This is a genomic window from Enterobacteriaceae endosymbiont of Plateumaris consimilis (assembly GCF_012563145.1).
GTDB lineage: Bacteria > Pseudomonadota > Gammaproteobacteria > Enterobacterales > Enterobacteriaceae.
In genome coordinates, this window is record NZ_CP046230.1 from 110,259 (window position 1) to 135,052 (window position 24,794).

General features: G+C 20.6%; 26 protein-coding genes, 1 tRNA gene and 1 pseudogene. 14 read left to right on the forward strand and 14 right to left on the reverse strand.

Annotated elements, in window-relative coordinates:
- Positions 1 to 7: 7 nt before the first annotated feature.
- Positions 8 to 583, reverse strand: coding sequence for an aminoacyl-tRNA hydrolase (gene pth, locus GJT81_RS00530; RefSeq protein WP_169785406.1), 576 nt, complete (start codon positions 581 to 583; stop codon positions 8 to 10).
- 15 nt (positions 584 to 598) lie between these two features.
- Positions 599 to 1,549, reverse strand: a complete 951-nt coding sequence (locus tag GJT81_RS00535) for a ribose-phosphate pyrophosphokinase (RefSeq protein WP_169785407.1) — start codon at positions 1,547 to 1,549, stop codon at positions 599 to 601.
- A gap of 191 nt (positions 1,550 to 1,740) precedes the next feature.
- Between GJT81_RS00535 and prfA the strand changes: the two genes are divergently transcribed.
- From prfA to tyrS, 11 genes are all read left to right on the forward strand, one after another.
- Positions 1,741 to 2,832, forward strand: coding sequence for a peptide chain release factor 1 (prfA, locus tag GJT81_RS00540; protein ID WP_169785408.1), 1,092 nt, complete (start codon positions 1,741 to 1,743; stop codon positions 2,830 to 2,832).
- Positions 2,822 to 3,658: a peptide chain release factor N(5)-glutamine methyltransferase gene (gene prmC, locus GJT81_RS00545; protein WP_169785409.1), complete on the forward strand. Its 837-nt coding sequence runs from the start codon at positions 2,822 to 2,824 to the stop codon at positions 3,656 to 3,658. The genes prfA and prmC overlap by 11 nt, the downstream gene beginning before the upstream one ends.
- A gap of 215 nt (positions 3,659 to 3,873) precedes the next feature.
- Complete coding sequence (gene thrS / locus GJT81_RS00550; RefSeq protein WP_169785410.1) at positions 3,874 to 5,166, forward strand: threonine--tRNA ligase; 1,293 nt, start codon at positions 3,874 to 3,876, stop codon at positions 5,164 to 5,166.
- Positions 5,167 to 5,169: 3 nt separating this feature from the next.
- Positions 5,170 to 5,709 carry a translation initiation factor IF-3 gene (gene infC / locus GJT81_RS00555; protein ID WP_169785743.1) on the forward strand — a complete coding sequence of 180 codons (540 nt, stop codon included), beginning with the start codon at positions 5,170 to 5,172 and terminating at the stop codon, positions 5,707 to 5,709.
- Between the two features lie 74 nt (positions 5,710 to 5,783).
- The gene (rpmI, locus tag GJT81_RS00560) at positions 5,784 to 5,981 is read left to right on the forward strand and encodes a 50S ribosomal protein L35 (RefSeq protein WP_169785411.1); all 198 of its coding nucleotides are present in this window, start codon (positions 5,784 to 5,786) and stop codon (positions 5,979 to 5,981) included.
- Positions 5,982 to 6,027: 46 nt separating this feature from the next.
- Positions 6,028 to 6,378, forward strand: a complete 351-nt coding sequence (gene rplT / locus GJT81_RS00565; RefSeq protein WP_169785412.1) for a 50S ribosomal protein L20 — start codon at positions 6,028 to 6,030, stop codon at positions 6,376 to 6,378.
- A 26-nt stretch (positions 6,379 to 6,404) separates the two neighbouring features.
- Positions 6,405 to 7,388 carry a phenylalanine--tRNA ligase subunit alpha gene (gene pheS, locus GJT81_RS00570; protein ID WP_211080534.1) on the forward strand — a complete coding sequence of 328 codons (984 nt, stop codon included), beginning with the start codon at positions 6,405 to 6,407 and terminating at the stop codon, positions 7,386 to 7,388.
- Between the two features lie 4 nt (positions 7,389 to 7,392).
- Entirely contained in the window at positions 7,393 to 9,873 is a 2,481-nt protein-coding gene (gene pheT, locus GJT81_RS00575; protein WP_169785414.1) for a phenylalanine--tRNA ligase subunit beta, read from the forward strand.
- A 6-nt stretch (positions 9,874 to 9,879) separates the two neighbouring features.
- Positions 9,880 to 10,146 (forward strand): HU family DNA-binding protein, encoded by a 267-nt coding sequence (locus GJT81_RS00580; RefSeq protein ID WP_169785744.1) that lies wholly within the window; start codon positions 9,880 to 9,882, stop codon positions 10,144 to 10,146.
- 194 nt (positions 10,147 to 10,340) lie between these two features.
- Entirely contained in the window at positions 10,341 to 10,883 is a 543-nt protein-coding gene (gene ribE / locus GJT81_RS00585) for a riboflavin synthase (RefSeq protein ID WP_345719034.1), read from the forward strand.
- A 40-nt stretch (positions 10,884 to 10,923) separates the two neighbouring features.
- The gene (gene tyrS, locus GJT81_RS00590; protein WP_169785416.1) at positions 10,924 to 12,216 is read left to right on the forward strand and encodes a tyrosine--tRNA ligase; all 1,293 of its coding nucleotides are present in this window, start codon (positions 10,924 to 10,926) and stop codon (positions 12,214 to 12,216) included.
- 17 nt (positions 12,217 to 12,233) lie between these two features.
- On the opposite strand, the gene GJT81_RS00595 is transcribed toward tyrS, so the two are convergent.
- The 3 genes from GJT81_RS00595 to GJT81_RS00605 form a co-directional block, all read right to left on the reverse strand.
- Positions 12,234 to 12,875, reverse strand: coding sequence for an endonuclease III domain-containing protein (locus GJT81_RS00595; protein ID WP_169785417.1), 642 nt, complete (start codon positions 12,873 to 12,875; stop codon positions 12,234 to 12,236).
- Positions 12,876 to 12,933: 58 nt separating this feature from the next.
- Positions 12,934 to 13,007: transfer RNA gene (locus tag GJT81_RS00600), tRNA-Val, on the reverse strand.
- Between the two features lie 32 nt (positions 13,008 to 13,039).
- Positions 13,040 to 14,383 carry an MATE family efflux transporter gene (locus tag GJT81_RS00605; RefSeq protein ID WP_169785418.1) on the reverse strand — a complete coding sequence of 448 codons (1,344 nt, stop codon included), beginning with the start codon at positions 14,381 to 14,383 and terminating at the stop codon, positions 13,040 to 13,042.
- A 212-nt stretch (positions 14,384 to 14,595) separates the two neighbouring features.
- Between GJT81_RS00605 and grxD the strand changes: the two genes are divergently transcribed.
- On the forward strand, positions 14,596 to 14,913 hold the full coding sequence (gene grxD, locus GJT81_RS00610; RefSeq protein ID WP_169785419.1) for a Grx4 family monothiol glutaredoxin: 318 nt from the start codon (positions 14,596 to 14,598) through the stop codon (positions 14,911 to 14,913).
- 21 nt (positions 14,914 to 14,934) lie between these two features.
- On the opposite strand, the gene rnt is transcribed toward grxD, so the two are convergent.
- Together rnt and tsaB are read right to left on the reverse strand one after the other, a co-directional pair.
- Complete coding sequence (gene rnt, locus GJT81_RS00615) at positions 14,935 to 15,573, reverse strand: ribonuclease T (RefSeq protein WP_169785420.1); 639 nt, start codon at positions 15,571 to 15,573, stop codon at positions 14,935 to 14,937.
- Positions 15,574 to 15,704: 131 nt separating this feature from the next.
- On the reverse strand, positions 15,705 to 16,385 hold the full coding sequence (gene tsaB / locus GJT81_RS00620; RefSeq protein WP_169785421.1) for a tRNA (adenosine(37)-N6)-threonylcarbamoyltransferase complex dimerization subunit type 1 TsaB: 681 nt from the start codon (positions 16,383 to 16,385) through the stop codon (positions 15,705 to 15,707).
- A gap of 274 nt (positions 16,386 to 16,659) precedes the next feature.
- On the opposite strand from tsaB, the gene hslV reads away from it, so the two are divergent.
- Together hslV and hslU are read left to right on the forward strand one after the other, a co-directional pair.
- On the forward strand, positions 16,660 to 17,187 hold the full coding sequence (gene hslV, locus GJT81_RS00625) for an ATP-dependent protease subunit HslV (protein ID WP_169785422.1): 528 nt from the start codon (positions 16,660 to 16,662) through the stop codon (positions 17,185 to 17,187).
- A gap of 20 nt (positions 17,188 to 17,207) precedes the next feature.
- Positions 17,208 to 18,536, forward strand: coding sequence for an ATP-dependent protease ATPase subunit HslU (hslU, locus tag GJT81_RS00630; protein ID WP_169785423.1), 1,329 nt, complete (start codon positions 17,208 to 17,210; stop codon positions 18,534 to 18,536).
- A gap of 48 nt (positions 18,537 to 18,584) precedes the next feature.
- Here the strand turns inward: hslU and hisIE are convergent, their stop codons facing one another.
- The 7 genes and pseudogenes from hisIE to hisD form a co-directional block, all read right to left on the reverse strand.
- A complete protein-coding gene (gene hisIE / locus GJT81_RS00635) occupies positions 18,585 to 19,208 on the reverse strand; it encodes a bifunctional phosphoribosyl-AMP cyclohydrolase/phosphoribosyl-ATP diphosphatase HisIE (RefSeq protein ID WP_169785424.1) in 624 nt (207 codons plus the stop codon).
- Complete coding sequence (hisF, locus tag GJT81_RS00640; RefSeq protein WP_169785425.1) at positions 19,205 to 19,981, reverse strand: imidazole glycerol phosphate synthase subunit HisF; 777 nt, start codon at positions 19,979 to 19,981, stop codon at positions 19,205 to 19,207. The genes hisIE and hisF overlap by 4 nt, the downstream gene beginning before the upstream one ends.
- The gene (gene hisA, locus GJT81_RS00645) at positions 19,951 to 20,703 is read right to left on the reverse strand and encodes a 1-(5-phosphoribosyl)-5-[(5-phosphoribosylamino)methylideneamino]imidazole-4-carboxamide isomerase (RefSeq protein ID WP_169785426.1); all 753 of its coding nucleotides are present in this window, start codon (positions 20,701 to 20,703) and stop codon (positions 19,951 to 19,953) included. The genes hisF and hisA overlap by 31 nt, the downstream gene beginning before the upstream one ends.
- Before the next feature lie 4 nt (positions 20,704 to 20,707).
- The gene (gene hisH / locus GJT81_RS00650; protein WP_169785427.1) at positions 20,708 to 21,298 is read right to left on the reverse strand and encodes an imidazole glycerol phosphate synthase subunit HisH; all 591 of its coding nucleotides are present in this window, start codon (positions 21,296 to 21,298) and stop codon (positions 20,708 to 20,710) included.
- Complete coding sequence (gene hisB / locus GJT81_RS00655; protein ID WP_169785428.1) at positions 21,298 to 22,362, reverse strand: bifunctional histidinol-phosphatase/imidazoleglycerol-phosphate dehydratase HisB; 1,065 nt, start codon at positions 22,360 to 22,362, stop codon at positions 21,298 to 21,300. The genes hisH and hisB overlap by 1 nt, the downstream gene beginning before the upstream one ends.
- 14 nt (positions 22,363 to 22,376) lie before the next feature.
- Complete coding sequence (gene hisC / locus GJT81_RS02460) at positions 22,377 to 23,492, reverse strand: histidinol-phosphate transaminase (RefSeq protein ID WP_247645448.1); 1,116 nt, start codon at positions 23,490 to 23,492, stop codon at positions 22,377 to 22,379.
- Positions 23,481 to 24,791: pseudogene (gene hisD, locus GJT81_RS02465) on the reverse strand (histidinol dehydrogenase); the annotation flags it as partial. The pseudogene hisD and the gene hisC, both read right to left, overlap by 12 nt.
- Between the last annotated feature and the right edge of the window lie 3 nt (positions 24,792 to 24,794).

Below are 24,794 nucleotides of genomic sequence, written 5' to 3' on the forward strand. Positions count from 1 at the left end.
CTATTATTTATTTAGAATGAAGATAATTCATAGCTCTATAATAATCTATATCAATAAAAATTTTTATTGCATTCATTATATTCTTCATTGCATGTTTAATTATTTTTTTTTCAATTATAGTTGGTTTGTTTAATACAAAATTATTTACTTTTAATTTATTTACAGGATGTCCAATACCTATTCTTAATCTATAAAATAATTTATTATTAAAATTTTTTATTATATCATTTAATCCATTATGACCACCACTACCTCCTCCATACTTAAATTTTATTTTTCCGGGTAAAAAATCTAATTCGTCATGTATTATTAATACATTATTTAAAATAATTTTATAAAAATTACATGCAAGAAGTATGGATTTACCAGAATTATTCATAAAAGTATCAGGAATTAATAAAATTAATTTTTTATTTGACAAAAAAATATAACCAATATAACTATGTAATTTTTCTATTTTATTTAATTTAATTTTAAAATAATTAGCAAGGTAATAAATATAATCAGATCCCATATTATGTCGTGATCCAACAAATTTTTTTCCAATATTTCCTAAACCAACAATCATTTTAATATTACTCAAATAATATTTCCTATGTTAATTATTAAACATTACAGAAATAGACTCTTCATTATTTATTCTACGAATAGATTCTGCAATCATTTCTGATAAAGTTAATTTTCTTACTTTTTTTAATTTTTTTATTTTGTTTGATAAAGGAATTGTATCACATACTATAATTTCATCTATTAAAGAATTAGAAATATTATTTACAGCATTACCAGAAAAAATAGGATGTGTTACATATGCCAAAACTCGTTTAGCTCCATTGTTTTTTAATGCTTTTGCTGCTTGACATAATGTACCTCCTGTGTCAACAATATCATCTATTAAAATACAATCTCTATTTACAATATCACCAATAATATGCATAACTTCTGATATATTAGATTTAGATCTTCTTTTATCTATGATTGCCATATCAGTGCCATTTAATAGTGTTGTAGCTATAGTTCTTGCACGTATTACACCTCCAATATCTGGAGATACTATAATAGGTTTATCTAAAAAAATTTTTGTCATATCTTCTATAAAAATAGAACTACTGAATACATTATCTACAGGAATATCAAAAAACCCTTGAATTTGTTCTGCATGTAAATCTACAGTTAAAACTCTATCTATTCCTACACCAGATAAAAAATCAGCTATAACTTTTGCTGTAATAGGTACTCTTGCAGATCTTAACCTACGATCTTGTCTTGAATATCCAAAATATGGTATAACTGCTGTTATTCTTCCTGCTGAAGCTCTTCTTAATGCATCAGCTATGATAATTAATTCAATCAAATTATCATTTGTAGGATGGCAAGTAGATTGAATTATAAAAACATCATCACCTCTAACATTTTCATTTATTTGAACAGAAGTTTCTCCATCACTAAATTTACCTACATATGCTTTTCCTAAATCAGTATATAAATGATCTGCAATTTTTTTTGCCAATTCTGGAATAGCATTACCAGAAAATAATTTCATATCAGACATTAAATATTCCTTACAAATATTATCAATATATAATATTATTATTAATACATATTTTTTATATATATAAATACCATATATAAAAAAATATAATATAAATTTATTATTTTGATTTTTTTATTTATTATATTAATATAAATAAATTATTTATTACATATTCTATTTAACGAAATTTATGACATAAAACCTAATTTATGAATAATTCTATTATTAAAAAACTTAATTTATTACATAAACGTTATATATATATTGAAAAACAACTAAATAACTATAAAATATATAATAATCAAGTAAACTTACGTAATCTTTCAATAGAATATGTTAATTTATCTATTATAATTAAACCATTTATAAAATGGAAAAATTTACAATTAGAGTTAATTAATAATAAAGAATTATTATATGATGAAGAATTATATTCTATAGTTTTGGAAGATAATAAAAATATTAAAATTAAACAACAACAAATAGAAAAAGAAATTAAAATGCTTTTGTTATCTCAAAGTAATAATGAAAATAATAGAAATTGTTTTTTAGAGATTAGAGCAGGATCAGGAGGTAATGAAGCAGCTATTTTTGTAGGTAATATTTATAGAATGTATGTTCGTTATGCTGAATCTAAATTTTGGAAAGTTAAAATAATTAATGTTCATTATGGTGATCATGGAGGATATAAAGAAATTATATTAAAAATAGTTGGGCATGGTGTATATGGAAAATTAAGATTTGAATCAGGTGGACATAGAGTACAAAGAGTTCCTGAAACAGAATCTCAAGGAAGAATTCATACTTCTACATGTACTGTAGCTGTTATGCCAGAATTATCTAAATCTGAAGTTCCAGAAATTAATAATAACGATTTAAAAATTGACACTTTTCGTTCTTCTGGAGCTGGTGGACAACATGTTAATACAACTGATTCTGCTATTCGTATTACTCATATACCAACAGGAATTGTTGTAGAATGTCAAGATGAACGCTCACAACATAAAAATAAATCTAAAGCTTTATCAGTATTAGTAGCTAGAATTAATGCAGCAGAAGTAGCTAAAAGAAATAAAAATGAATCTGTAACAAGAAAAAATCTATTAGGAACTGGTGAACGTTCTGATAGGAATAGAACATATAATTTTATTCAAAAAAGAGTAACAGATCATCGTATTAATTTAACAATTTATAGATTAGATGAAATTATGAATGGTAAATTAGATTTATTAATAGAACATATCTTACATAAATATCACACTGATCTATTATTGTCTATATCAAAAACAAATGAAAATTAAAAAATGGTTATTTTATGCTAATATTATTTTAAAAAAAAATAAAATATACTTATCTAAGATAGAATCTGAAATTTTGTTATCTTTTGTTCTTAATAAATCTAAATTTTGGATCTATGAATTTTATGAAAATTATTTAAATAAGATACAATTAAAAAAATTAATGCAGTTATTAAAAAGAAGAATTAATGGGGAACCAATTGCTTATATATTAGGATTTTGTGAATTTTGGTCATTAAAAATTAATGTTACGCCATTAACTTTTATACCTAGACCAGATACCGAAATTTTAGTAGAACATACGTTAAAAAAAATTACATTTAATACAAAAAATATATTAGATTTAGGAACAGGAACTGGAGCCATAGCTTTAGCTATAGCTAGTGAATATAAAAAATTAAATATTATTGGGATAGATATAATTCCAGAATTAATTAATATTGCAAAAAAAAATGCAAATGAATTATCTATTCATAATGTTAATTTTATACAAAGTAATTGGTTTAATAACTTAAAAAATAAAACATTTGATATTATTGTAAGCAATCCTCCATATATTAAATATAAAGATTATTTATTTCTTGAAAAAAGCATTAAATTTGAACCAATATATTCTTTAATAGCAGAGGATAATGGATTATCTAATTTTAATTCTATTATTTTACAATCTACTAAATATTTAAATAATTTTGGATGGATAATATTAGAACATGCATTTAATCAATCTGATCAAATTATAAAAATATTACAAGAAAAAAAATTTAAAAATATAAAAACTTGTTTAGATTATAATGGTAATAAAAGAATAACTTATGGACAAAAAACTTAATTTTTTTATAATATTTTAATAAATTAAAAATTATTTTATTGTTATATAAATAAATATCACTATAATAATTATTATTAATTCTAAATAATTAATATTCTTGTTATATTTATTTGTATAATATATTTATAACATAAAAAATATTAAACATATATATTTTATTATATTAGTTATTTTAAAATTTTATTAAATTCAATTAATTAATATAAAAGAAAAAAATGCAACAAAATAATTATTCATCTAATTTTATTAATAAAAAAATAGAAAAAAAAAATCAATTATTAAGTAAAAATAAATTATTAGAAATTGATCATAGAATATTTGGAAAAAAGCTTAACTTATATCATTTTCAAAATGAATCACCAGGAATGGTCTTTTGGCATAATAATGGTTATATTATTTTTCATGAATTAGAAAAATTTTTACGTATAAAACTTAAAAAATATAATTATCAAGAAGTAAAAACACCATTAATAACAGATAGTGTAATTTGGAAAAATACAGGACATTGGAAAATTTATAAAAAAGCAATTTTTAGTACATCTTCTGAAAATAGAAAATATTGCATAAAACCTATGAATTGTCCAGGACATATACAAATTTTTCAACATGGTTTTAAATCATATAAAGATTTACCTTTAAGAATTGCAGAATTTGGTATATGTCATAGAAATGAACCCTCAGGTTCTTTACATGGTTTAATGAGATTACGCAGTTTTACTCAAGATGATGCTCATATATTTTGTACACAAGATCAAGTTTCAATAGAAATTGAAAATTGTATTCATATGATGTATGAAATTTATCAAATTTTTGGTTTTAAAAACTTTTTAGTAAAATTGTCTACAAGGCCTAAAAATCGTATTGGAAATAATGAAATATGGGATGAATCTGAAAAAAATTTAGCTATGGTTTTAAAAAAATTAGATATAACTTTTAATTATCAGATTGGAGATGGTGCATTTTATGGACCTAAAATAGAATTTTCTTTCTTTGATTGTTTAAATCGTGAATGGCAATGTGGTACAATACAATTAGATTTTGCCTTACCAAGTTGTTTAAATTTATTTTATATGGATTCTGAAAACAAACGTAAAACACCTGTAATAATTCATCGTGCTATTTTAGGTTCTATAGAAAGATTTATTGGTATTCTTCTAGAAGAATATTCTGGTTATTTGCCTATTTGGCTGGCTCCATTACAAATTATTATAATTAATATAAGCAATAAACATATTAATTATGCTATGAATTTATTAGAAATAATAAAACAAAATAATATTCGAGTCCAAACAGATCTAAAAAATGAAAAAATAGCTTTTAAAATTAGAAAATATACTATACAACATATACCTTATATTTTAATATGTGGAGATAAAGAAATAAAAAATAATACAGTTTCAATTCGTGATTGTTTTGGTAAAGATTTGGGAAATATGAAAATTCGTGATATTATTAGCAAAGTAAAAAAAGAAATTAATAATTATAATATTCATCAATTGGGGAGATAGGATATTAAAAGTGGAAAAAAAATAATACAACTTAGACCTAATAAAATTAATGAAGATATTAAAACTAAAATTGTAAGATTAATAGGTTTTAAAGGTGAACAAGTTGGTATTGTTGATTTAAAAATTGCACTCATGAAAGCAAAAGAAATTGGATTTGATTTGGTAGAAATTAGTCCTAATGCAAATCCTCCTGTATGTCGTATAATGAATTATGGTAAATTTTTATACGTAAAAAATAAAACATCAAGAGAACAAAAAAAGAAACAAAAAATTATTCAATTAAAAGAAATTAAATTTAGACCAAATACAGACAAAGGAGATTATCAGGTTAAATTACGTAGTTTAATTCGTTTTTTAAAAAAAGGAGATAAAATAAAAATAACTCTTAGATTTCGAGGTAGAGAAATGGTACATATCCAAATTGGATTTGCTATGCTAAATAGAATAAAAAATGATTTAAATCATTTAGCTTTAGTTGAATATTTTCCTAAAAAAATTGAAGGAAGACAAATGATAATGGTTTTAATACCTAAAAAAAAGTAACTATAAGTTTTATTTATAAAATTATTTAGAACTAATATATTAGTTTTTTAAAAAATATTTGGATTAACATAAATATGTTCAAACTTAAAACATTACGTAGTGCTGCTAAACGTTTTAAAAAAACAAGTTCTGGAAAATTTAAACATAAACAAGCTAATTTAAGACATCTTTTAACAAAAAAAAAAACTAAACAAAAACGTTCTTTAAGGAAAAAAAAATTAGTTTTTAAAGGAGATACATATTCATTAGTGTCTTGTTTACCTTATTTATAATAAAATTTAATAATAAAATTATTAAAATTAGGAGATTTTAAATTATATGGCTAGAGTAAAACGAGGTGTTATTTCTCATACAAGACATAAAAAAATTATTAAACAAGCTAAAGGATATTATGGATCAAGATCAAGAACTTATAGATCTGCATTTCAAGCAGTAGTCAAAGCAGGACAATATTCTTATCGTGATAGACGCCAGCGTAAAAGAAAATTTCGTCAATTATGGATTATAAGAATTAATGCAGCAGCTCGTCAAGAAAATATTTCTTATAGTTATTTAATAAATCAATTTAAAAAATCTAATATTGATATTAATAGAAAAATTCTTTCTGAATTAGCTATGTTTGATAAACAATCATTTACTAAATTAATAAATTTTATAAAAATTAATTAATTATTAATAAGAATATCTCAAAGATGATATCTGATCTTAATAAAATAATAATACATGCAAAAAAAGAAATTAATTTAATTAATAATATTAAAGAATTAAATATTTTTAAAACAAAATATTTAGGAAAAAAAGGATATATATCATCACAATTTCTATTATTTAAAAAATTAACAAAACAAGAAAAAATTAAAAATAGTACAATTATTAATAATATAAAAAAACAAATTAAAGAATTAGTTAAACAACATAAAAATAAATTGGAATCTAATAATATTAAATTTAAAGTTTTAAATAAAAAAATTGATATTACACTTCCTGGTAGATACCTAAAAATAGGTTCTCAACATCCCATAAATACTGTAATTTATGATATTGAAAATTTTTTTATAAAATTAGGATTTAAAATAATAGAAAGTCAAGAAATAGAAGATACTTATCATAATTTTGATGCATTAAATATATCAGAAAATCATCCTTCAAGAACTAAACAAGATACTTTTTGGTTAAATAAAAAATATTTATTACGTACACAAACTTCTAATATGCAAATTAGAATGATGAAAATTTTAAATCCTCCTATAAGAATATTAACTTCAGGTAAAGTATATCGAAACGATTATGATAAAAAACATACTCCTATGTTTCATCAGATAGAAGGATTATTAATAGATAATAATATTAATTTTTTAGAACTAAAAGAAATATTGTCTTTATTTTTAAAATATTTTTTTGACAGTAAATTAAAAATTAGGTTTAGACCTTCTTATTTTCCATTTACTGAACCTTCTTTAGAAGTAGATATTATGGGAACAAATAATAAATGGATTGAAGTTTTGGGAGCAGGAATGGTACATCCTAATGTATTAAGTAATATTAATATTAATTTATTAAATTATTCTGGTTGTGCTTTTGGGGTTGGAGTAGAAAGATTAGCTATGTTGCGTTATAATATTCATGATATACGTTTATTCTTTGAAAATGATATACGTTTTCTTAAACAATTTAAATAAAAATATGATTAAATTAAGTGAACTATGGTTACGAGAATGGATTACTTATAATAATATAGAATTATTATCTGAACAATTAACAATGTTAGGATTTGAAGTAGAAAAAATTGAACCAATTTGTAAAATAAAAATAGATAATATATTTATAGGACAAGTAATTGATTGTCAGTTTAATAATAATAAAAATATTTATAATTTAACTATAGATATAGGAAAAAATAAATTATATAAAATTAAATCAAATGCAATTAATTGTAAAAATAAAATAAAAATAATTTTTGCAACCGTCAATTCATCTTTATATAAAAAATATATATATAATCAGAAATTTAATTTTTTATTACAATCGGAAGGATTATTATGTTCTAAAAAAATGTTAGGATTAAAAGATAATATACGTAGCAATGATAAAAACCATATATTAATATTAAATAATAATGCTAAAATAGGACAAAATGCTTATAAATATCTACAATTAAATGACAATATATTATATATTAATATACCATATAATCGTTCTGATTGTTTAAGTATTATGGGTATAGCAAGAGATTTATCAACTAAAATCAAAAACGATAATTATTTATTCAAATTTCCTTATGAAGATTATTTAACTAAAAACAAACAAAATAATATAATCAACGTTCATATAAATGAAAATGTTAATAAATATAATTTAAGTTATTTTTATTGTGTTATTCAAAATGTTGATTTACAAAATAAAATACCATTTTTAATAGAACAAAGATTACAAAGATCTGGAATTTTAATATCAAATAATAATCCTTTATTAAATATCAGCAATTATATAAATTTAGAATTAGGATATCCAGTATATTTTTACGATCTTAATAAAATTAAAGGTGATATATATATAAAAGAATATAAAAATATTAATGATAATGTTTTAATTGATACAAATAATAACAAAATAACTTTATTAAAAAATACTTTAATAATTAAAGATAAAGAAAAAATATTGTCTATTCCAATTTTAGCACAAAATAAAGAAGTTATTATTGATAAAAATACAAAAAATATTTTATTAGAATGTTTCTTTTTAGATACCATGACAGCAGATAATTTATCTAATCAATATAAAATATTTAATTTATTTTCACATCTTTATCAAAGAGGATTAGATCCATTAATACAAAAAAAAATATTAATAAGAACTATAAATCTAATATTAAAAATATATGGTGGTAAAAGAAGTAAAATTAAAGTAGTTAATACTGATAATTATATTAATAATTTTTTAACATTAAAAACAATTAAGCTAAATTTTAAAAAAATTAAACAAATATTAGGATTTGTTATAAAAACAGATAAAATATTTAATATCATGAATAAATTAGGATTTAAAATAATATTAAAAACAGATATGAATTGTATTATACAAATACCTAGTTGGAGATATGATATAAAAATTGAAGCTGATATAATAGAAGAAATAATACGCATATATGGGTATAATAACATTCCTAATAAACATATTAAATTAAATTTAATTGAAAAAAACATTAATGATAATAATAGATTTTTCAAATCTAATAATATTACAAAAATTAAAAATTTTTTAATTAATAAAGGATATAACGAAGTTATTAACTATAGTTTTATAAATCCTAAAATACAATATTTAATCTTTCCTAAAGAAAAATTTATAAAATTATGTAATCCTATTTCAATAGAAATGTCTGTTATGCGTACTTCTTTATTATGTGGATTAATAAATAATATAATTTATAATCAAAATAGACAACAAAAATCTTTACGTTTTTTTGAAATTGGATTATGTTTTAAAATAAATAAAAAATTAGAATTTGGTATATCTCAAAAATTAATGTTTGGAGGAATAATAAATGGTAAATTACATGAAGAACATTGGTCTTTATCTAATAAAAATGTAGATTTTTATGATTTAAAAGGTGATATAGAATGTATATTTGATCTTTTAGGAAAAATTTCTAAAATAGAGTTTAGATCTATATCTGATATAAATTTTTTACATCCTTATAAAGGATCATCTATATATTTAAATAATTCTTTTATTGGATATATTGGAGTAATACATCCCTATATTCAAACATATTTAGGAATTAATGAAAATACTGTTTTATTTGAATTAGAATGTAATGAAATATTAAATCATACAGAAACAATAATTAAAACAATATCAAATTTACCATTAAACCGTAGAGATATTTCATTAATAGTAAAAGAAAATATTCCTTTTATAAACATTATACAAGAATGTAAAAATTTTTCAATAAAACAAATTATTGACATAAATTTATTTGATGTATATCAAGGTATAAATATACCTAAAGGATATAAAAGTTTTACAATAAGTTTTATTATACAAGATAATACTCATACATTAAAAGATAAAGAAATTAATGATATTATACAATTATGTATAAATAAATTAAAAATAAAATTTAAAATTATATTAAGAGATAAAAATTATGACTTTAACTAAAAAAAAATTTCTCAATATTTAATTAAAAAATTTAAAATACATAAAAAAGATGCGCTATACTTAGTATGTTTATTTTTTGAAGAATTAAAAAAAACTTTATTAAAAGGAAAAATAATAAAATTATCTGGTTTTGGAAAATTTGAAATACATAAAAAAAATTTTAGACTGGGTCGTAATCCAAAAACAGGAAAATCTATACTTATTAATGCTAAAAAAGTTGTAACTTTTAGAGCATGTCAAAAACTTAAAAAAAGTTTGTATAATATTTCATAAAATATAAAAAAATAATAATTTTATTAAAAATTTAATTTTCTTTTTTTATTTATTAAATAATATTAAATTAATTTACTATTAATAAATAATATTGTATTTATATATTATATAAATAATAATAGGATTATATTTATGTTTAGTGGAATTATTCAATGTATAGCAATAGTAAAATTATTAATTAAAAAAAAAATTTTATACATATGATAATAAAAACACCTAATTTGTTTACTTCTGATTTAAAGAAAGGAGATTCTATTGCAAATAATGGGTGTTGTTTAACTATAAGTAATATAAATAATGATCTATTATATTATAATATAATTAAAAATACATTAAATATTACAACATTTAAGAAATTAAAAAAAGGAGATTATTTAAATGTTGAAAAGTCTTTAAAATTAATTGATTTTATTGGTGGACATTTAATTTCTGGACATATTACAGATATTGCCACAATTATTAAAATTAAAAATTATATGAATTCTAAAACAATATGGTTTAAACCATATCATCAATCTCAAATGAAATACATTATTCAAAAAGGATCTATATGTATAGATGGTATTAGTTTAACAATAGATAAAGTATATATTAATAAATTTAGTATTAATCTTATTCCAGAAACAATTATAAAAACTTCATTAGCAAGTAAAAAAATTAATCAAATTGTGAATATTGAAGTAGATTTATATACTAAAATAGCTGTAAATACTATAGAAAAATTATTTTTTCAATAAATTATTTTTTTAAATAGAATAAAAAAGAGATATAAATTTAATGATTATAAGTAAAAACAATGAAAAAAATTTAATAAAAACATTAGAATATCGTAACATTATTAATCAAATAACGGATAAAAATAATTTAAAAAATATTTTAATGGAAAAAAAAATTAATTTATATTGTGGTTTTGATCCTACTGCTGATAGTTTACATATTGGTCATTTAATACCATTAATTATATTAAGATATTTTCAAAAGTTAGGACATAAACCTATTATTTTATTAGGAGGAGCAACAGGATTAATAGGTGATCCTAGTTTTAAATTACAAGAAAGAAAAAAACAACCAATTGATTTAATGAATAAATGGATTAGTAAAATTAGTTCACAAATAAAACTTTTTTTAGATTTTAATTGTGGTTCTAATAGTGCATTAATAGTAAATAATTATGATTGGTTTAGTAAAATGAATGTTTTATTTTTTTTAAAAGAAATAGGTAAATATTTTTGTGTTAATCAAATGATGAATAAAGAATCTATAAAAAATAGAATAAATAGAAATATACAAGGAATTTCTTTTACTGAATTTTCATATAATTTATTACAATCCTATGATTTTGCTTATTTAAATAAATATTTTAATGTGATTTTACAAATAGGTGGGTCAGATCAATGGGGACATATAGTTTCAGGAGTTGATTTAGTTAAAAAAATATATAAACAACAAGTATTTGGTTTAACTAATAAATTAATTACTAAAAATGATGGAACTAAATTTGGTAAAACAGAAAATAAAACAATATGGTTAGATGCTCTTAAAACAAGTCCATATGATTTTTTTCAATTTTGGTTAAATGTTGATGATAATTTAGTTTATAATTTTTTAAAAATGTTTACTACTATAAAAATTAATACTATAGAAAATTTACAAAAATCTAATAATAATTCAATAAAAAAAAATAGTGCTCAAAACATATTAGCTGAACATATGACTTACTTAGTTCATGGTAAAAATGCATTAGAATCTGCTAAAAAAATTACTGATCATATTTTTCATAAAAAATTAAATGATTTATCTAAAAATGATTTTAATATGTTATTAATTAATGGAATTAATAATATAGTTTTAAAAAATGAAAATTATTCTTTACAAGAAATTTTAATATTAAGTAGATTAGCTAAATCTAGAAGTCATGCAAAAAATATGATTGAATCTAATTCAATTTATATAAATAATAAAAAAAAATCAGATATTTTATATTTTTTTACTGAAGAAGACAAAATTTTTAATCATTTTACATTATTACGTAGAGGTAAAAAAAATTTTTGTTTATTATATTGGAAATAATATTTTAATTATATTATTTATATTTTATTATTATTTTTTAAAGAAAATTCACATAAATAGAATATAATACATATATTACATAATGGTTTTTGAGTTTTACATACATTTTTACTATGAAATATAAACCAATTATGACAATTTAATTTATATTTGTTAGGCACGAATTGTAATAATTTTTTTTCTATCTCATATGTATTTTTACCTATAACAAATTTAGTACGATTACAAAATTTATAAACATGTGTATCTACAGCAATTTCTAATTTTTTAAAAATAGTATTTAAAATTATATTTGAAATTTTTCTACCTACACCAGGTAAAGATTCTAAATCTTTTCTATTATTAGGAATAATACTATTATATGATTTAATTAAAATATTACTCGATTGTATTAAATATTTAGATTTATTATTATGTAGTCCTAAAGGACGAATATATTCTTTTATTTTTAAAATTCCTAAATTTATCATGCTATATGGATTATTTGCAATAATAAATAATTTTTTGGTTACTATATTAACTTTTTTATCATTAGTTTTTGACGATAATATTAAAGAAATTAATAATTCAAAAGAATTATTAAAAATTAATTCAGATTTAATTTTAAAATAATGTTGATGAAAAATATTAAGTATTTTTAATCTTTTTTTTTGGTTCATATCAATCAATTTATAATAAAAAAATTATTTATAAAAAAAATCAATAGAAAACAATTTATGCGTTCTAGAGGATTCGAACCTCTGACCATCACTATGTCATAATGATACTCTAACCTACTGAGCTAAGAACGCATAAAATTTTAGTGATGATATCATAAAAATAATTAATATAAAAATTTTTGTAAGTATATAATACGATATATTATTAATATAGCAGATGTAGTTAAACCTACAATAAAACCAATCCAAAATCCTGCAGGACCCATTGGATGGGATACAATCCAATTAGTAATTGATAAAATATAACCAATAGGAAAACCTAACATCCAATAAGAAAAAAAAGTAATAAAAAAAATGGCAACAGTATCTTTATATCCTTTTAATATACCACAACCTATAACTTGAATAGAATCTGAAATTTGATAAATTCCTGATAGTAAAATTAAATATGAAGATAAATAAATTATTTCTTGATTAGAACTATATAAAGAAGAAATATTATTTCTAAAAAATATACTAATAAAAGAAGTAATTATAGATATTATTATGCCAATAATTTGTGCACACCAACTAATTATAATTGTTTTTTTTCTATATCTTAAATAATGTCCTATTCTGATAGTTACAGCTACACTAAAAGAAAAAGGAAAAACAAATATTAATGAACTAAAGTTTAAAGCTATTTGATGACTAGCAATTTTTTCTACTCCCATAGGAGATATAAATAAAGATACTAAAGTAAATAATGTAACTTCAAAAAAAATAGATAAAGCAATAGGAAAACCAATTTTAATAAATTGATATAATATGTTTTTATTTGGTTTAATTAATCTATTAATTATTCTAATATCATTAAAATACATTGAATGAGAAATCCATAATTTTATAATAAAAAACATTATCCAATATATTATAATTATAGAAAAGCCACTTCCAATGCCTCCCAATCTTGGGAAAATCCAATAACCATTTATTAAACTATAATTTAAAGGAATAAATAATAATAAACTAATAAAACTAATAATCATACAAGGTCTTGTTAATGATAAACCTTCACATTTACAACGTAAAACTTGAAAAAACAAATATCCAGGTGTATTCCATAAAATAATTTTTAAATAAAAATCAGATTTTAATACTAAAAATTTATTAATATTGGGTATAAATATAAGAAAATAACCAATATTATATAAAAAAAACATAATTAATATTGATATAATTATTACTAATAAATATGCTTGTTTAATTTGATTTGCTATATGGATACGATTTCCAGATCCATTTAATTGAGAAATAATAGGTATTAAAGATAATAATATTCCATGACCTAATAATATTATAGGCAACCATATTGAAGTTCCAATAGATATTGATGCCATATCTGTAGTACTGAAAGCTCCTATCATTATAGTATTAACAAAACCTATAGAAATTTGAGCTATCTGTGCAAAAAGAACAGGAATAGCAAGCTTAAATAATTTTTTTGTTTCTATAAAATATTTTTGCACAAATATCCTTTAATTTTTTATAATTTATATAATCTAATAAAATATTTATTTTTTATAAATATTATTTAATAATATTTTAATAAAAATTTATTTTTATATTTTTTATATATTTACTTTTATATTTATAAATTTTATAATATAATAATTATGTTATTGAGATTTAATTTTAAATACAATATAATTTTAAAAACAAATATAGAGTATATTTTTATATGAAGATATTTGAAAAAATTGAAAAACAAATATCTGATAATCCTATTATATTATATATGAAAGGAACACCTAAATATCCAAAATGTGGATTTTCAGATAAAACTGTAAAAATTTTAACATCATATAATATAAAATTTATTTACATAGACGTTTTAAAAAATCAAGATATAAGAAAATATTTGCCTAAATATGCTAATTGGCCAACTTTTCCACAATTATGGATTAATGGAGAATTAATAGGTGGTTATGATATTATATACAATATGTATTGTAATAAAGAATTAGACAATATTTTACTTAAAAATTTTATTAAATAATAAATTATATAATTATAAATTTTATGTTTTAATAGGTGGCCAGCCTCCTATTTTTTTCCATTTATTTACTAATTTACAAAATAATTCAGCTGTCCGATCTGTATCATATAATGCTGAATGTGCTTGGTTATTATCAAAAGATATTCCTAATGCATGACAAGATTTAGCTAATACAGTTTGTCCTAATAATAAGCTACTCATAGATGTTGTATCAAAAGTAACAAAATTATGAAATGGATTATTACATTTTGTTTTAATACGTTTTGAAGCTTCCATAATAAAACTGTGATCAAAATTAACATTATGACCTACAACTACTGCTTTTTTACATTTATTTTTTTTTAATTCATTATAAATTTTATTAAATATAATATTAAAAGCTGTATTTTCGGTTACAGCTCCTCTTAAAGGAGAATTTATATTAATTTTATTAAAAGCTAAAGCATCAGGAGATATATATGAACCTTTAAATGGAATAATATGAAAATGTAAAATTTCATTTTTTTCTAACCATCCATTATTCATTTTAAGAGTTATTAAACCTATTTCTAATATAGCATTATTTTTTGGATTAAAACCTGAAGTTTCTATATCAACAACAACAGGATAAAATCCTCTGAATCTATAAGATAATAAATCTAATTTTAATGAATTATTCATAATATAATTTTTTATATAATTTTTACAAGTTAAAATTTAAATTTAATTATTAAATTAGTAAATTATATCTTTATAAATAAAATTTACAATATATAAATATTTTAAAAAATTTTAATTTTTAATTTTATAATTTAGAAATTATTATTAATATAATTAATAATAATATTATTATTTATTTTTTTATTATTTAAAGATAAAATCTTAATAATATTAATAATAGATTTAGATGATATAGATATATTTTTTATTAGTCGTAATTGTAAATTTTTATTTAATAAATGTATTTGATTATATTTTGTATAATCATTATTATGTGAAACTAATATCCATTTTCCTTTCAACTGTAATAATTTTTTAAAAAAATCATGATTATTTATTAAACATTCACTTTTTTTACCAATCCATAATCCTTTTTTATTTTTTTTATATAAAGCGAAATAAATATTGGTTTTATTATATTTAATAGTTGTTATAATATTTTTAATTCCTGTTTCTATCCATGCTTGTTCAGCTATCATCATTAAATGTGATAATCCAATTTTATTGATATTTAAAGAATATGACAATCCTTCAATAACTGTAATACCTACTCTCATACTAGAAAAATTTCCTGGACCTGCATTGTAAACTAATAAATTAATATCTGATAACATTACTTTTGAATTTTTTAAAATATCATTTATTATTAATAATATATATTTTGTATGTTTGTTAGGACAATACTTTTTTATATTAAAAATATTTTTTTCTTTAAATAGTGTTACAGAACAATATTTATTAGTAGTATCAATAGCTAAAATATTTTTATACATTATTAATTACTATTTATAATTGTGTGATAATATAAAATTATTGTTTTAAATAAAATTTATGATATAATAATTATCGTATATTTAAAATGATAATTTTAATTATTAAATCAAATAAAATATTTATATAAAATTTAATAATAAATTATTAATTTATAAAAATAAAAATATTAAACTTTATTAATATATTCTTTATATTTTAATATAAAATTAAAATTTTTTATAAAGTTAATTTTTTATTCTTATAAAATTCTTAAAAAATAATTAAAGATAATTTATGACAACTATTGTTAGTGTAAGAAGAAATGGATATGTTGTTATTGGTGGTGATGGACAAGCTACCCTTGGAAATACTATAATGAAAGGGAATGTTAAAAAAATTCGTAAATTATACAATAATAAAGTAATAGCTGGTTTTGCAGGAGGAACTGCTGATGCTTTTACTTTGTTTGAATTATTTGAACAAAAATTAGAAATGTATCAAGGTAATTTGACAAAATCAGCTGTAGAATTAGCAAAAGATTGGAGAACAGATCGTTTACTTCGTAAGTTAGAAGCATTATTAGTTATTGCAGATAAAATAACTTCTTTAATAATAACAGGAAGTGGAGATGTTGTTCAACCTGAAAACGATATAGTTACAATAGGTTCTGGAGGTCCATATGCACAAGCATCTGCAAGAGCTTTATTTGACAATACTGATTTAAGTGCATACGAGATAGTTAAAAAATCGTTAAATATAGCAGGTGACATTTGTATATATACTAATCATAATTTTACTATTAAAAAATTATTATCTAAATAATCATGAGGTAAATACTTATTATGTCCGAAATGACTCCACGTGAAATTGTTGATGAATTAAATAAATTCATTATAGGTCAAGATAGTGCAAAAAAAGCAGTTGCTATAGCATTAAGAAATCGTTGGCGACGCATGCAATTAGATGAAAATTTAAGACAAGAAGTTACTCCTAAAAATATTTTAATGATAGGACCAACTGGTGTTGGAAAAACAGAAATTGCTCGTCGTTTAGCAAAATTAGCTAATGCACCTTTTATTAAGGTTGAAGCAACAAAATTTACTGAAGTTGGTTATGTTGGGAAAGAAGTAGATTCTATTATTCGTGATTTAACAGATTTTGCTATTAAAATGATTCGTATACAAGAATTTAAAAAAAATTGTTATAGAGCTAAAAAAATGGCTGAAGAACGTATTCTTGATGTACTTATGCCTAATTATAAAATTAATTGGAATAAAGAAAATAATAGTAATTTACTATCTAATAAACAACAATTACGAAAAAAACTAAGAAATGGTGAACTAGACAATCAAGAAATTGAAATTAATTTATCTACTACACCTATGGGAATAGAAATAATGGCTCCACCAGGAATGGAGGAAATGACTAATCAATTACAATCATTATTTCAAAATTTTAGTGGTAACAAACAAAAAAAACGTAAATTAACAATTAAAAATGCTATTAGGTTATTAATAGAAGAAGAAGCAAACAAATTAGTTAATAATGAAGAAATAAAACATAGAGCAATAGATGCAGTAGAACAACATGGTATTGTTTTTTTAGATGAAATAGATAAAATTTGTAGAAGAAATAATAATATGTCCTCTGATATTTCAAGAGAAGGGGTACAACGTGACTTATTACCTTTAGTTGAAGGATGCACAGTATCAACAAAACATGGAATGGTAAAAACAGATCATATATTATTTATTGCTTCAGGATCTTTTCAATTATCTAAACCTTCAGATTTAATTCCTGAATTACAAGGTAGATTACCTATTAGGGTAGAATTAAAAGCATTAACTATAAATGATTTTGAAAGAATTTTAACAGAACCAAATGCATCTATAACAGTTCAATATAAAGCGTTATTAGCTACTGAAAAAGTAAATATTATTTTTACAAAAGACGGTATTAAACGAATAGCTGAATCAGCTTGGAAAGTAAATGAAACTACAGAAAATATAGGTGCTAGAAGATTACATACTGTTTTAGAACATTTAATGTCCGATATTTCTTATGACGCTAGTGAATATAATAATAAAATAATTACTATTGATAAGTATTATGTTAGTAAACATCTAGATACATTAATCTTAAATGAAGATATTAGTAGATATATACTATAATATATTAATTAATATAATTTTTTAAAATATTTTTAATAAAATATCTTGTTATTTATTTTTATTCCTATTTTGTAAATTTTTTAAAATATCACTAAAATTTATATTTTTATTTCTTAATAAAACTAACAAATGATATATTAAATCAGATGTTTCATTAATAATTTCTTGAGAGTTATCATAATTAGCAGCTAATATAGTTTCTATAGCTTCTTCACCAACTTTTTGAGATATTCTTTTTGTACCTTTTTTATATAAATTATAAGTATAAGAATTATTAAAATCCTTTTTTTTATGTTTTTCTAATAAATTTTCTAAAAAATATAAAAAAGTAAATCTCGGGATTTTAGTATTTTTAAAACAACTATTAGTATTTAAATGACAAGTTTTACCTATAGGTTTTACTAAAATTAATAAACTGTCTTTATCACAATCTGAAATAATATTTTTAACATTAAGAAAATTTCCTGTTGTTTCTCCTTTTGTCCATAAACTATTTTTTGTTCGAGAAAAAAAAGTAACTTTTTTAAGTTTTAGTGTTTTTTTTAAAGATTCTTTATTAAAAAAACCATGCATTAATATTTGACCAGAAATTTTATGTTGTATAATAGCTGGTATTAATCCATTTGTTTTAGTCCAATTTAATTGATTTATTTTATGTATATCGATATTCATATTCTTATCTCTATATTTTTTTTACACAAAAATTTTTTTAATTTTTGAATATTAATTATATTTTTATGAAATACAGATGCTGCTAATGCTCCATCAACATTAATATTTTTATGAAATATTTGATAAAAATGATTTTCACATCCCGCACCTCCTGAGGCAATTAAAGGTATTTTACATATTTTTCTCATTTTTTTTAATTGAATTAAATCATAACCATTTAATACACCATCTTGATTCATCATATTTAATACAATTTCTCCAGCTCCTAAATCTTGAACTTTTTTAATCCATTCAGATGTTTCCCAATTAGTTACTTGAGTATAATTTGCATCTCCTGTATATTTATAAACATAATATTTTTTTTTATTTATATTATACCAAGAATCAATTCCTATAACTACACATTGTTTACCAAAATATTTAGATAATTGAGTAATTAAATTTGGATTATCTAATGCAGGAGAATTAATAGATATTTTTTCTGCTCCTAAAAATAATATTTTTGATGCATCATCTATGGACTTAATTCCTCCTGCGACACAAAATGGTATATTAATAATTTTTGCAATTTGTGATATCCATTTTTTATTAATAGATCTATTCTGAATAGAAGCTGTAATATCATAAAATACTAATTCATCTGCACCATCTTGAGAATATTTTTTAGCTAAAGTTAAAATATCACCAATAATTTTATGATTTTTAAAATTTACTCCTTTAACTACTTTACCATTATAAACATCTAAACATGGAATAATTCTTTTTGCCAACATAAATTAGCCTCTTTAAAAGTAAATTTATTTTCTAAAAATGCTTTACCTATAATAATATCTTTTACACCATTATTTTTTAAATTTTTTATATCATTTAAAGAATGAATACCACCTGATGCTTGAAAAGATATTTCAGGATATTTTTGAGTTATATCAGAATATAATTCTATATTGGGACCTAATAGTGTTCCATCTTTAGATATATCAGTACATAATACATTTTTTAATCCAATATCAATAAATTTTTTCATTATTGTTTCTAAATTTATATCACTATTATTTTGCCATCCATTAGTAAATAATATTTTTCGTTTATTAGTATCAATTTTTATATCAAAAGCTAAAATAATTTTATTAGGATTATATATTTGAAACCATTTTTTTACTATTTCAAAATTTTGAATTGCAGAAGATCCTATAATAATTTGTGATATAGATGTTAAATTAAATAAAAAATCAATATCTTTTTGTTTTCTAATACCTCCACCTATTTGTAATGGTATTTTAATATTAGTTAATATTTCTTTAAATAAATTTATTTGTTTTTTTTTTGGATTTTTAGCACCATCTAAATCAACTATATGTATTTTTTTTGCTCCACTATTAATATATTTATTTATATAAAATAAAGGATCAAAACAATATTCATGTTTCGAATTAAACTTACCTTGTAGTAATCTTACAACTTTACCACGTATTAAATCTATTGCTGGAATTATCATATATTTACATTTCTAAAAAATTTTTAATTAATTGAATTCCATTAATTCCAGAACGTTCTGGATGGAATTGTACTCCAAAAAAATTATTTTTTTGGATAACAGAACTAAATAATTGTACATAATTACTATAAGCAATTGTATAATTATTAATATTCATTGCATAACTATGAGCAAAATAAAAATAAGAGTTTTGTTTAATATTTTTAAATAATGGTTGATTATTAATATAATTAACAGTATTCCATCCCATATGGGGAATAGGTAAAAATTTATCTTTTATTAAATTTACTTCTACATCAAATATTCCTAAAGTGTGTACTCCTTTATTTTCTTGACTATACTTACCTAATAATTGCATTCCTAAACAAATACCTAATATATCTTTTTTACAACATTTAAGAATATTTAGTAAATTATCATTTTTTAATTTAGTCATTGCTGATTTTATCGATCCTACGCCTGGCAGAAAAATTTTATCAGCATTCAAAATTTTTTCTGGATTATTAGTAATTTTTGAATAAAAACCAATTTTTTTAATAGTAGATTTTAAAGAAAAAAAATTTCCACATGATGTATTTATAATAATAATATTCATTATAATATTCCTTTAGAACTAGGAATTACATCATTAATAATATTAATTGCTTGTTTAAGTGATTTACCAAAAGATTTAAATAAACTTTCAATTTTATGATGATCATTATCTCCTTTAACTTTTAAATATATGTTACATAACATAGAATATGATAAAGAATAAAAAAAATGTTTAACCATTTCAGTATTAAAATCACCAATTTTATTATGATTAAATGTAGCATAATATTGTAAATAGGGTCTTCCAGAAAGATCAATAGCACATTCAGCTAATGAATCATCCATAGGTAATACAAAACCAAATCTATTAATTCCTTTTTTATAAGCTAAAGCTTTTAATAAAGCTGAACCTAGTGTTAATGCAGTATCTTCTATAGTATGATGATCATCAATGTGTAAATCTCCTTGTACATTAATATTTAAAATAAAATCTCCATGTATAGCTATTTGTTCTAACATATGATTAAAAAAATTAATACCAGTATTGATAGAACTTTTACCTTTTTTATCTAACCATACTTCTACTAAAACTATAGTTTCTTTTGTAATTTTTTTTACTATTGCATATCTATTATTTTTTGTTAATTTTAATAAAATATTATTCCAATTATATTTATTTTTATTATACAAAATCCCTTGTATTCCTATATTTTTAGATAATTCCATATCAGTTAAACGATCTCCTATTACATAACTATTTTTTTTATCTAAAGTATTATTTAAATATGATTTTAACATAGTTATTTTAGGTTTTCTACATATACAATTATCTTTAAGATAATGTGGACATATAAAAACATTTTTAAATTCTATACCTTGAGATTTAAAAACATTAATCATAAAATTATGGGAAATATCAAAAGATTGTTTAGGAAAATTTTTTGATCCTAATCCATCTTGATTTGTAATTATTACTAAAGAATAAGAAAATTTTATTAATTGTGATAATGTAATAATAACATTTGGTTCAAAAATTAATTTATTAATATGATCTATTTGATGATCTCCATCAGGTTCTGAAATTAAAGTTCCGTCACGATCGATAAATAATACTTTATTAAGCATTTATATATTTCCTTTTAATAAGAAGATAATTCTTGTAAAATAGAAATTAATCTTGTTGACTCATAATCAGTTCCTACAGAAATTCTTAAACAATTAGATAAACCTATCTGATGATCTTGATTTCTTACTATTATTCCTTTTTTTGATAATATTTTAAAAATATAATTAGAATTAAAAAATTTTGTTAAAATATAATTTGTATGACTATTAAATATATTTTTTACAACATGACATTTTTTTAAATTTTTAATTAACCATATTTTATTATTCATTAATTTATTAACATTATTATGCATTAAAATTAAATTTTTACGATTTAATGCTTGTACTGCTATATCTGACACAGGTTCAGGAATAGGATAAGGTGCAATAACTTTTAATAATAAATTAATAATTTCTTCATGAGCTAAAACAAATCCACAACGTAATCCAGCTAAAGAAAATGCTTTAGATAAAGTTCTTAAAATAACTAAATTAGAATATTTTTCTATTAAATGTATCATTGTATGATTTATACAAAATTCTATATATGCTTCATCAATAACAATAATCGATTTTCCTTGTGTAATTTCCAATAATTCAATAATATCATTTTGATTAATTAAATTTCCCGTAGGGTTATTAGGATTACATATATAAATAATTTTAACATTGTCTAATGTTTTTTTTATCGTATATAAATCTAACTGCCAATTTTCTAAACTTTTAACAGAATTATATTTTATACCTAAAACTTTTGCACTTATACAATACATACCATATGTAGGTGGACAAAATAATATTTTATCATTTTTATGATTACAAAATGTACGAATTAATAAATCTATTCCTTCATCTGCACCACGACTTACTAAAATATTAGTAATATCTATTCCACAATAATTACTATAATTTTTAATTAATCTCTTTGGTTGAGGTTCTGGATATCTATTAAATGTATTTTTTATAAGTTTAAAAATAGGTGTTATTGGAGATTCATTAGCATTTAATAAAATATGATCAAATCTACTATTATCTAGTAATCTTGCTGATTGATAAGGTATTAGATTAATAATACTTTTTCTAACTATTTGAGATACGTTATTTTTATATTTATTATGATTTTTTTCTGAAAATAATTTTTTTTTAATAAATGTACTTCTTAAAGTAACTGAATTTTTATGACCTATTAATTTTTCTGTTTTTGACATTATTTCAACTGTATTAGATATATTTAATAATCCTTGTGGTGTTAATTCTTGGACTGTCATTCTTTTTTGAAAATCAGAAACTCCTAAACTAGAATAAGTTAAAGCATATCCATATGTAGGTAATACATGGTTAGTTCCTGATGCATAGTCACCAACTGATTCAGGAGCCCAATTACCTAAAAATATTGATCCTGCATTTGTAATATTAGGCAATATTTTTTCATATTCATGACATTGAATCATTAAATGTTCTGGTGAATATTCATTTGATATTTGTATGCATTGATTGATATCTTTTGTGATTATAATATAACTCTTACTAAGAGATTGTTGTATTATATCTTTTCTAGGTAAATTTAAAATTTGACTGTTAATTCCATTAATTACTTCTTTAGCAATTTTTTCTTCTGGAGTAAGTAAAATAACTTGAGAATCGACTCCATGTTCTGCTTGAGAAATTAGATCAGCTACAATAAAGTGCGAATATGCAAATTTATCAGCAATTATCATTAATTCAGATGGACCAGCTGGCATATCTATAGTTACATTTTTTGTATTTTCTTCTTGATTAGTAATTTGTTTTTTAGCTTCAGTAACAAATGAATTTCCTGGACCAAAAATTTTATTTACTTTTGGTATAGAATTTGTTCCAAAAGCCATAGCTGCAATAGCTTGCGCACCACCTATTTGAAAAATTTTTTTTATTTTACATAAACTAGCAGTATATAATATTTCATTAGCTATAGGGGCAGGAGTACACATTATGACATTTTTACATAGTGCTAATTGAGCTGGTATACCTAACATTAATACTGTAGAAAATAAGGGTGCTGTACCTCCAGGAATATATAAACCTATAAAATTAATAGGTCTAAAAATTTCTTGACAATATACTCCAGAAGTAGTTTCTATTCTTTTAGTTTTATGTTTTTGATAAGAATGAAATTTATATATATTATAATAAGCATTATTAATTGCATTTTTAATATCTTGTGTAAGATTTAATTTAGCATTATTAATTTTTTCAATTGGTATTTCTAGTTTTTTTACTTTAATTTTATCAAATAATAAATTATAATATTCTAGAGCATTATCTCCTTCTTGTTTAACTTTATATATAATATTTGATACCTCTGTTTTTATTTTTTTATTTAATAATATTACTGGTCTAGTTAATATCTCTTTTTGTTGCTTTATATCACATAAATCCCAATAAACAATATTTTTAAAAAAATTCATTAT

What these genes read in the sequence shown, in the direction of transcription:
- GJT81_RS00535 (WP_169785407.1), bottom strand. Translation starts at nt 1,549, where the DNA reads ATGTCTGATATGAAATTATTTTCTGGTAATGCTATTCCAGAATTGGCA.
- prfA (WP_169785408.1), top strand. Translation starts at nt 1,741, where the DNA reads ATGAATAATTCTATTATTAAAAAACTTAATTTATTACATAAACGTTAT.
- prmC (WP_169785409.1), top strand. Translation starts at nt 2,822, where the DNA reads ATGAAAATTAAAAAATGGTTATTTTATGCTAATATTATTTTAAAAAAA.
- thrS (WP_169785410.1), top strand. Translation starts at nt 3,874, where the DNA reads ATGCAACAAAATAATTATTCATCTAATTTTATTAATAAAAAAATAGAA.
- rpmI (WP_169785411.1), top strand. Translation starts at nt 5,784, where the DNA reads ATGTTCAAACTTAAAACATTACGTAGTGCTGCTAAACGTTTTAAAAAA.
- rplT (WP_169785412.1), top strand. Translation starts at nt 6,028, where the DNA reads ATGGCTAGAGTAAAACGAGGTGTTATTTCTCATACAAGACATAAAAAA.
- pheT (WP_169785414.1), top strand. Translation starts at nt 7,393, where the DNA reads ATGATTAAATTAAGTGAACTATGGTTACGAGAATGGATTACTTATAAT.
- tyrS (WP_169785416.1), top strand. Translation starts at nt 10,924, where the DNA reads ATGATTATAAGTAAAAACAATGAAAAAAATTTAATAAAAACATTAGAA.
- GJT81_RS00595 (WP_169785417.1), bottom strand. Translation starts at nt 12,875, where the DNA reads ATGAACCAAAAAAAAAGATTAAAAATACTTAATATTTTTCATCAACAT.
- grxD (WP_169785419.1), top strand. Translation starts at nt 14,596, where the DNA reads ATGAAGATATTTGAAAAAATTGAAAAACAAATATCTGATAATCCTATT.
- rnt (WP_169785420.1), bottom strand. Translation starts at nt 15,573, where the DNA reads ATGAATAATTCATTAAAATTAGATTTATTATCTTATAGATTCAGAGGA.
- tsaB (WP_169785421.1), bottom strand. Translation starts at nt 16,385, where the DNA reads ATGTATAAAAATATTTTAGCTATTGATACTACTAATAAATATTGTTCT.
- hslV (WP_169785422.1), top strand. Translation starts at nt 16,660, where the DNA reads ATGACAACTATTGTTAGTGTAAGAAGAAATGGATATGTTGTTATTGGT.
- hslU (WP_169785423.1), top strand. Translation starts at nt 17,208, where the DNA reads ATGTCCGAAATGACTCCACGTGAAATTGTTGATGAATTAAATAAATTC.
- hisIE (WP_169785424.1), bottom strand. Translation starts at nt 19,208, where the DNA reads ATGAATATCGATATACATAAAATAAATCAATTAAATTGGACTAAAACA.
- hisF (WP_169785425.1), bottom strand. Translation starts at nt 19,981, where the DNA reads ATGTTGGCAAAAAGAATTATTCCATGTTTAGATGTTTATAATGGTAAA.
- hisA (WP_169785426.1), bottom strand. Translation starts at nt 20,703, where the DNA reads ATGATAATTCCAGCAATAGATTTAATACGTGGTAAAGTTGTAAGATTA.
- hisH (WP_169785427.1), bottom strand. Translation starts at nt 21,298, where the DNA reads ATGAATATTATTATTATAAATACATCATGTGGAAATTTTTTTTCTTTA.
- hisB (WP_169785428.1), bottom strand. Translation starts at nt 22,362, where the DNA reads ATGCTTAATAAAGTATTATTTATCGATCGTGACGGAACTTTAATTTCA.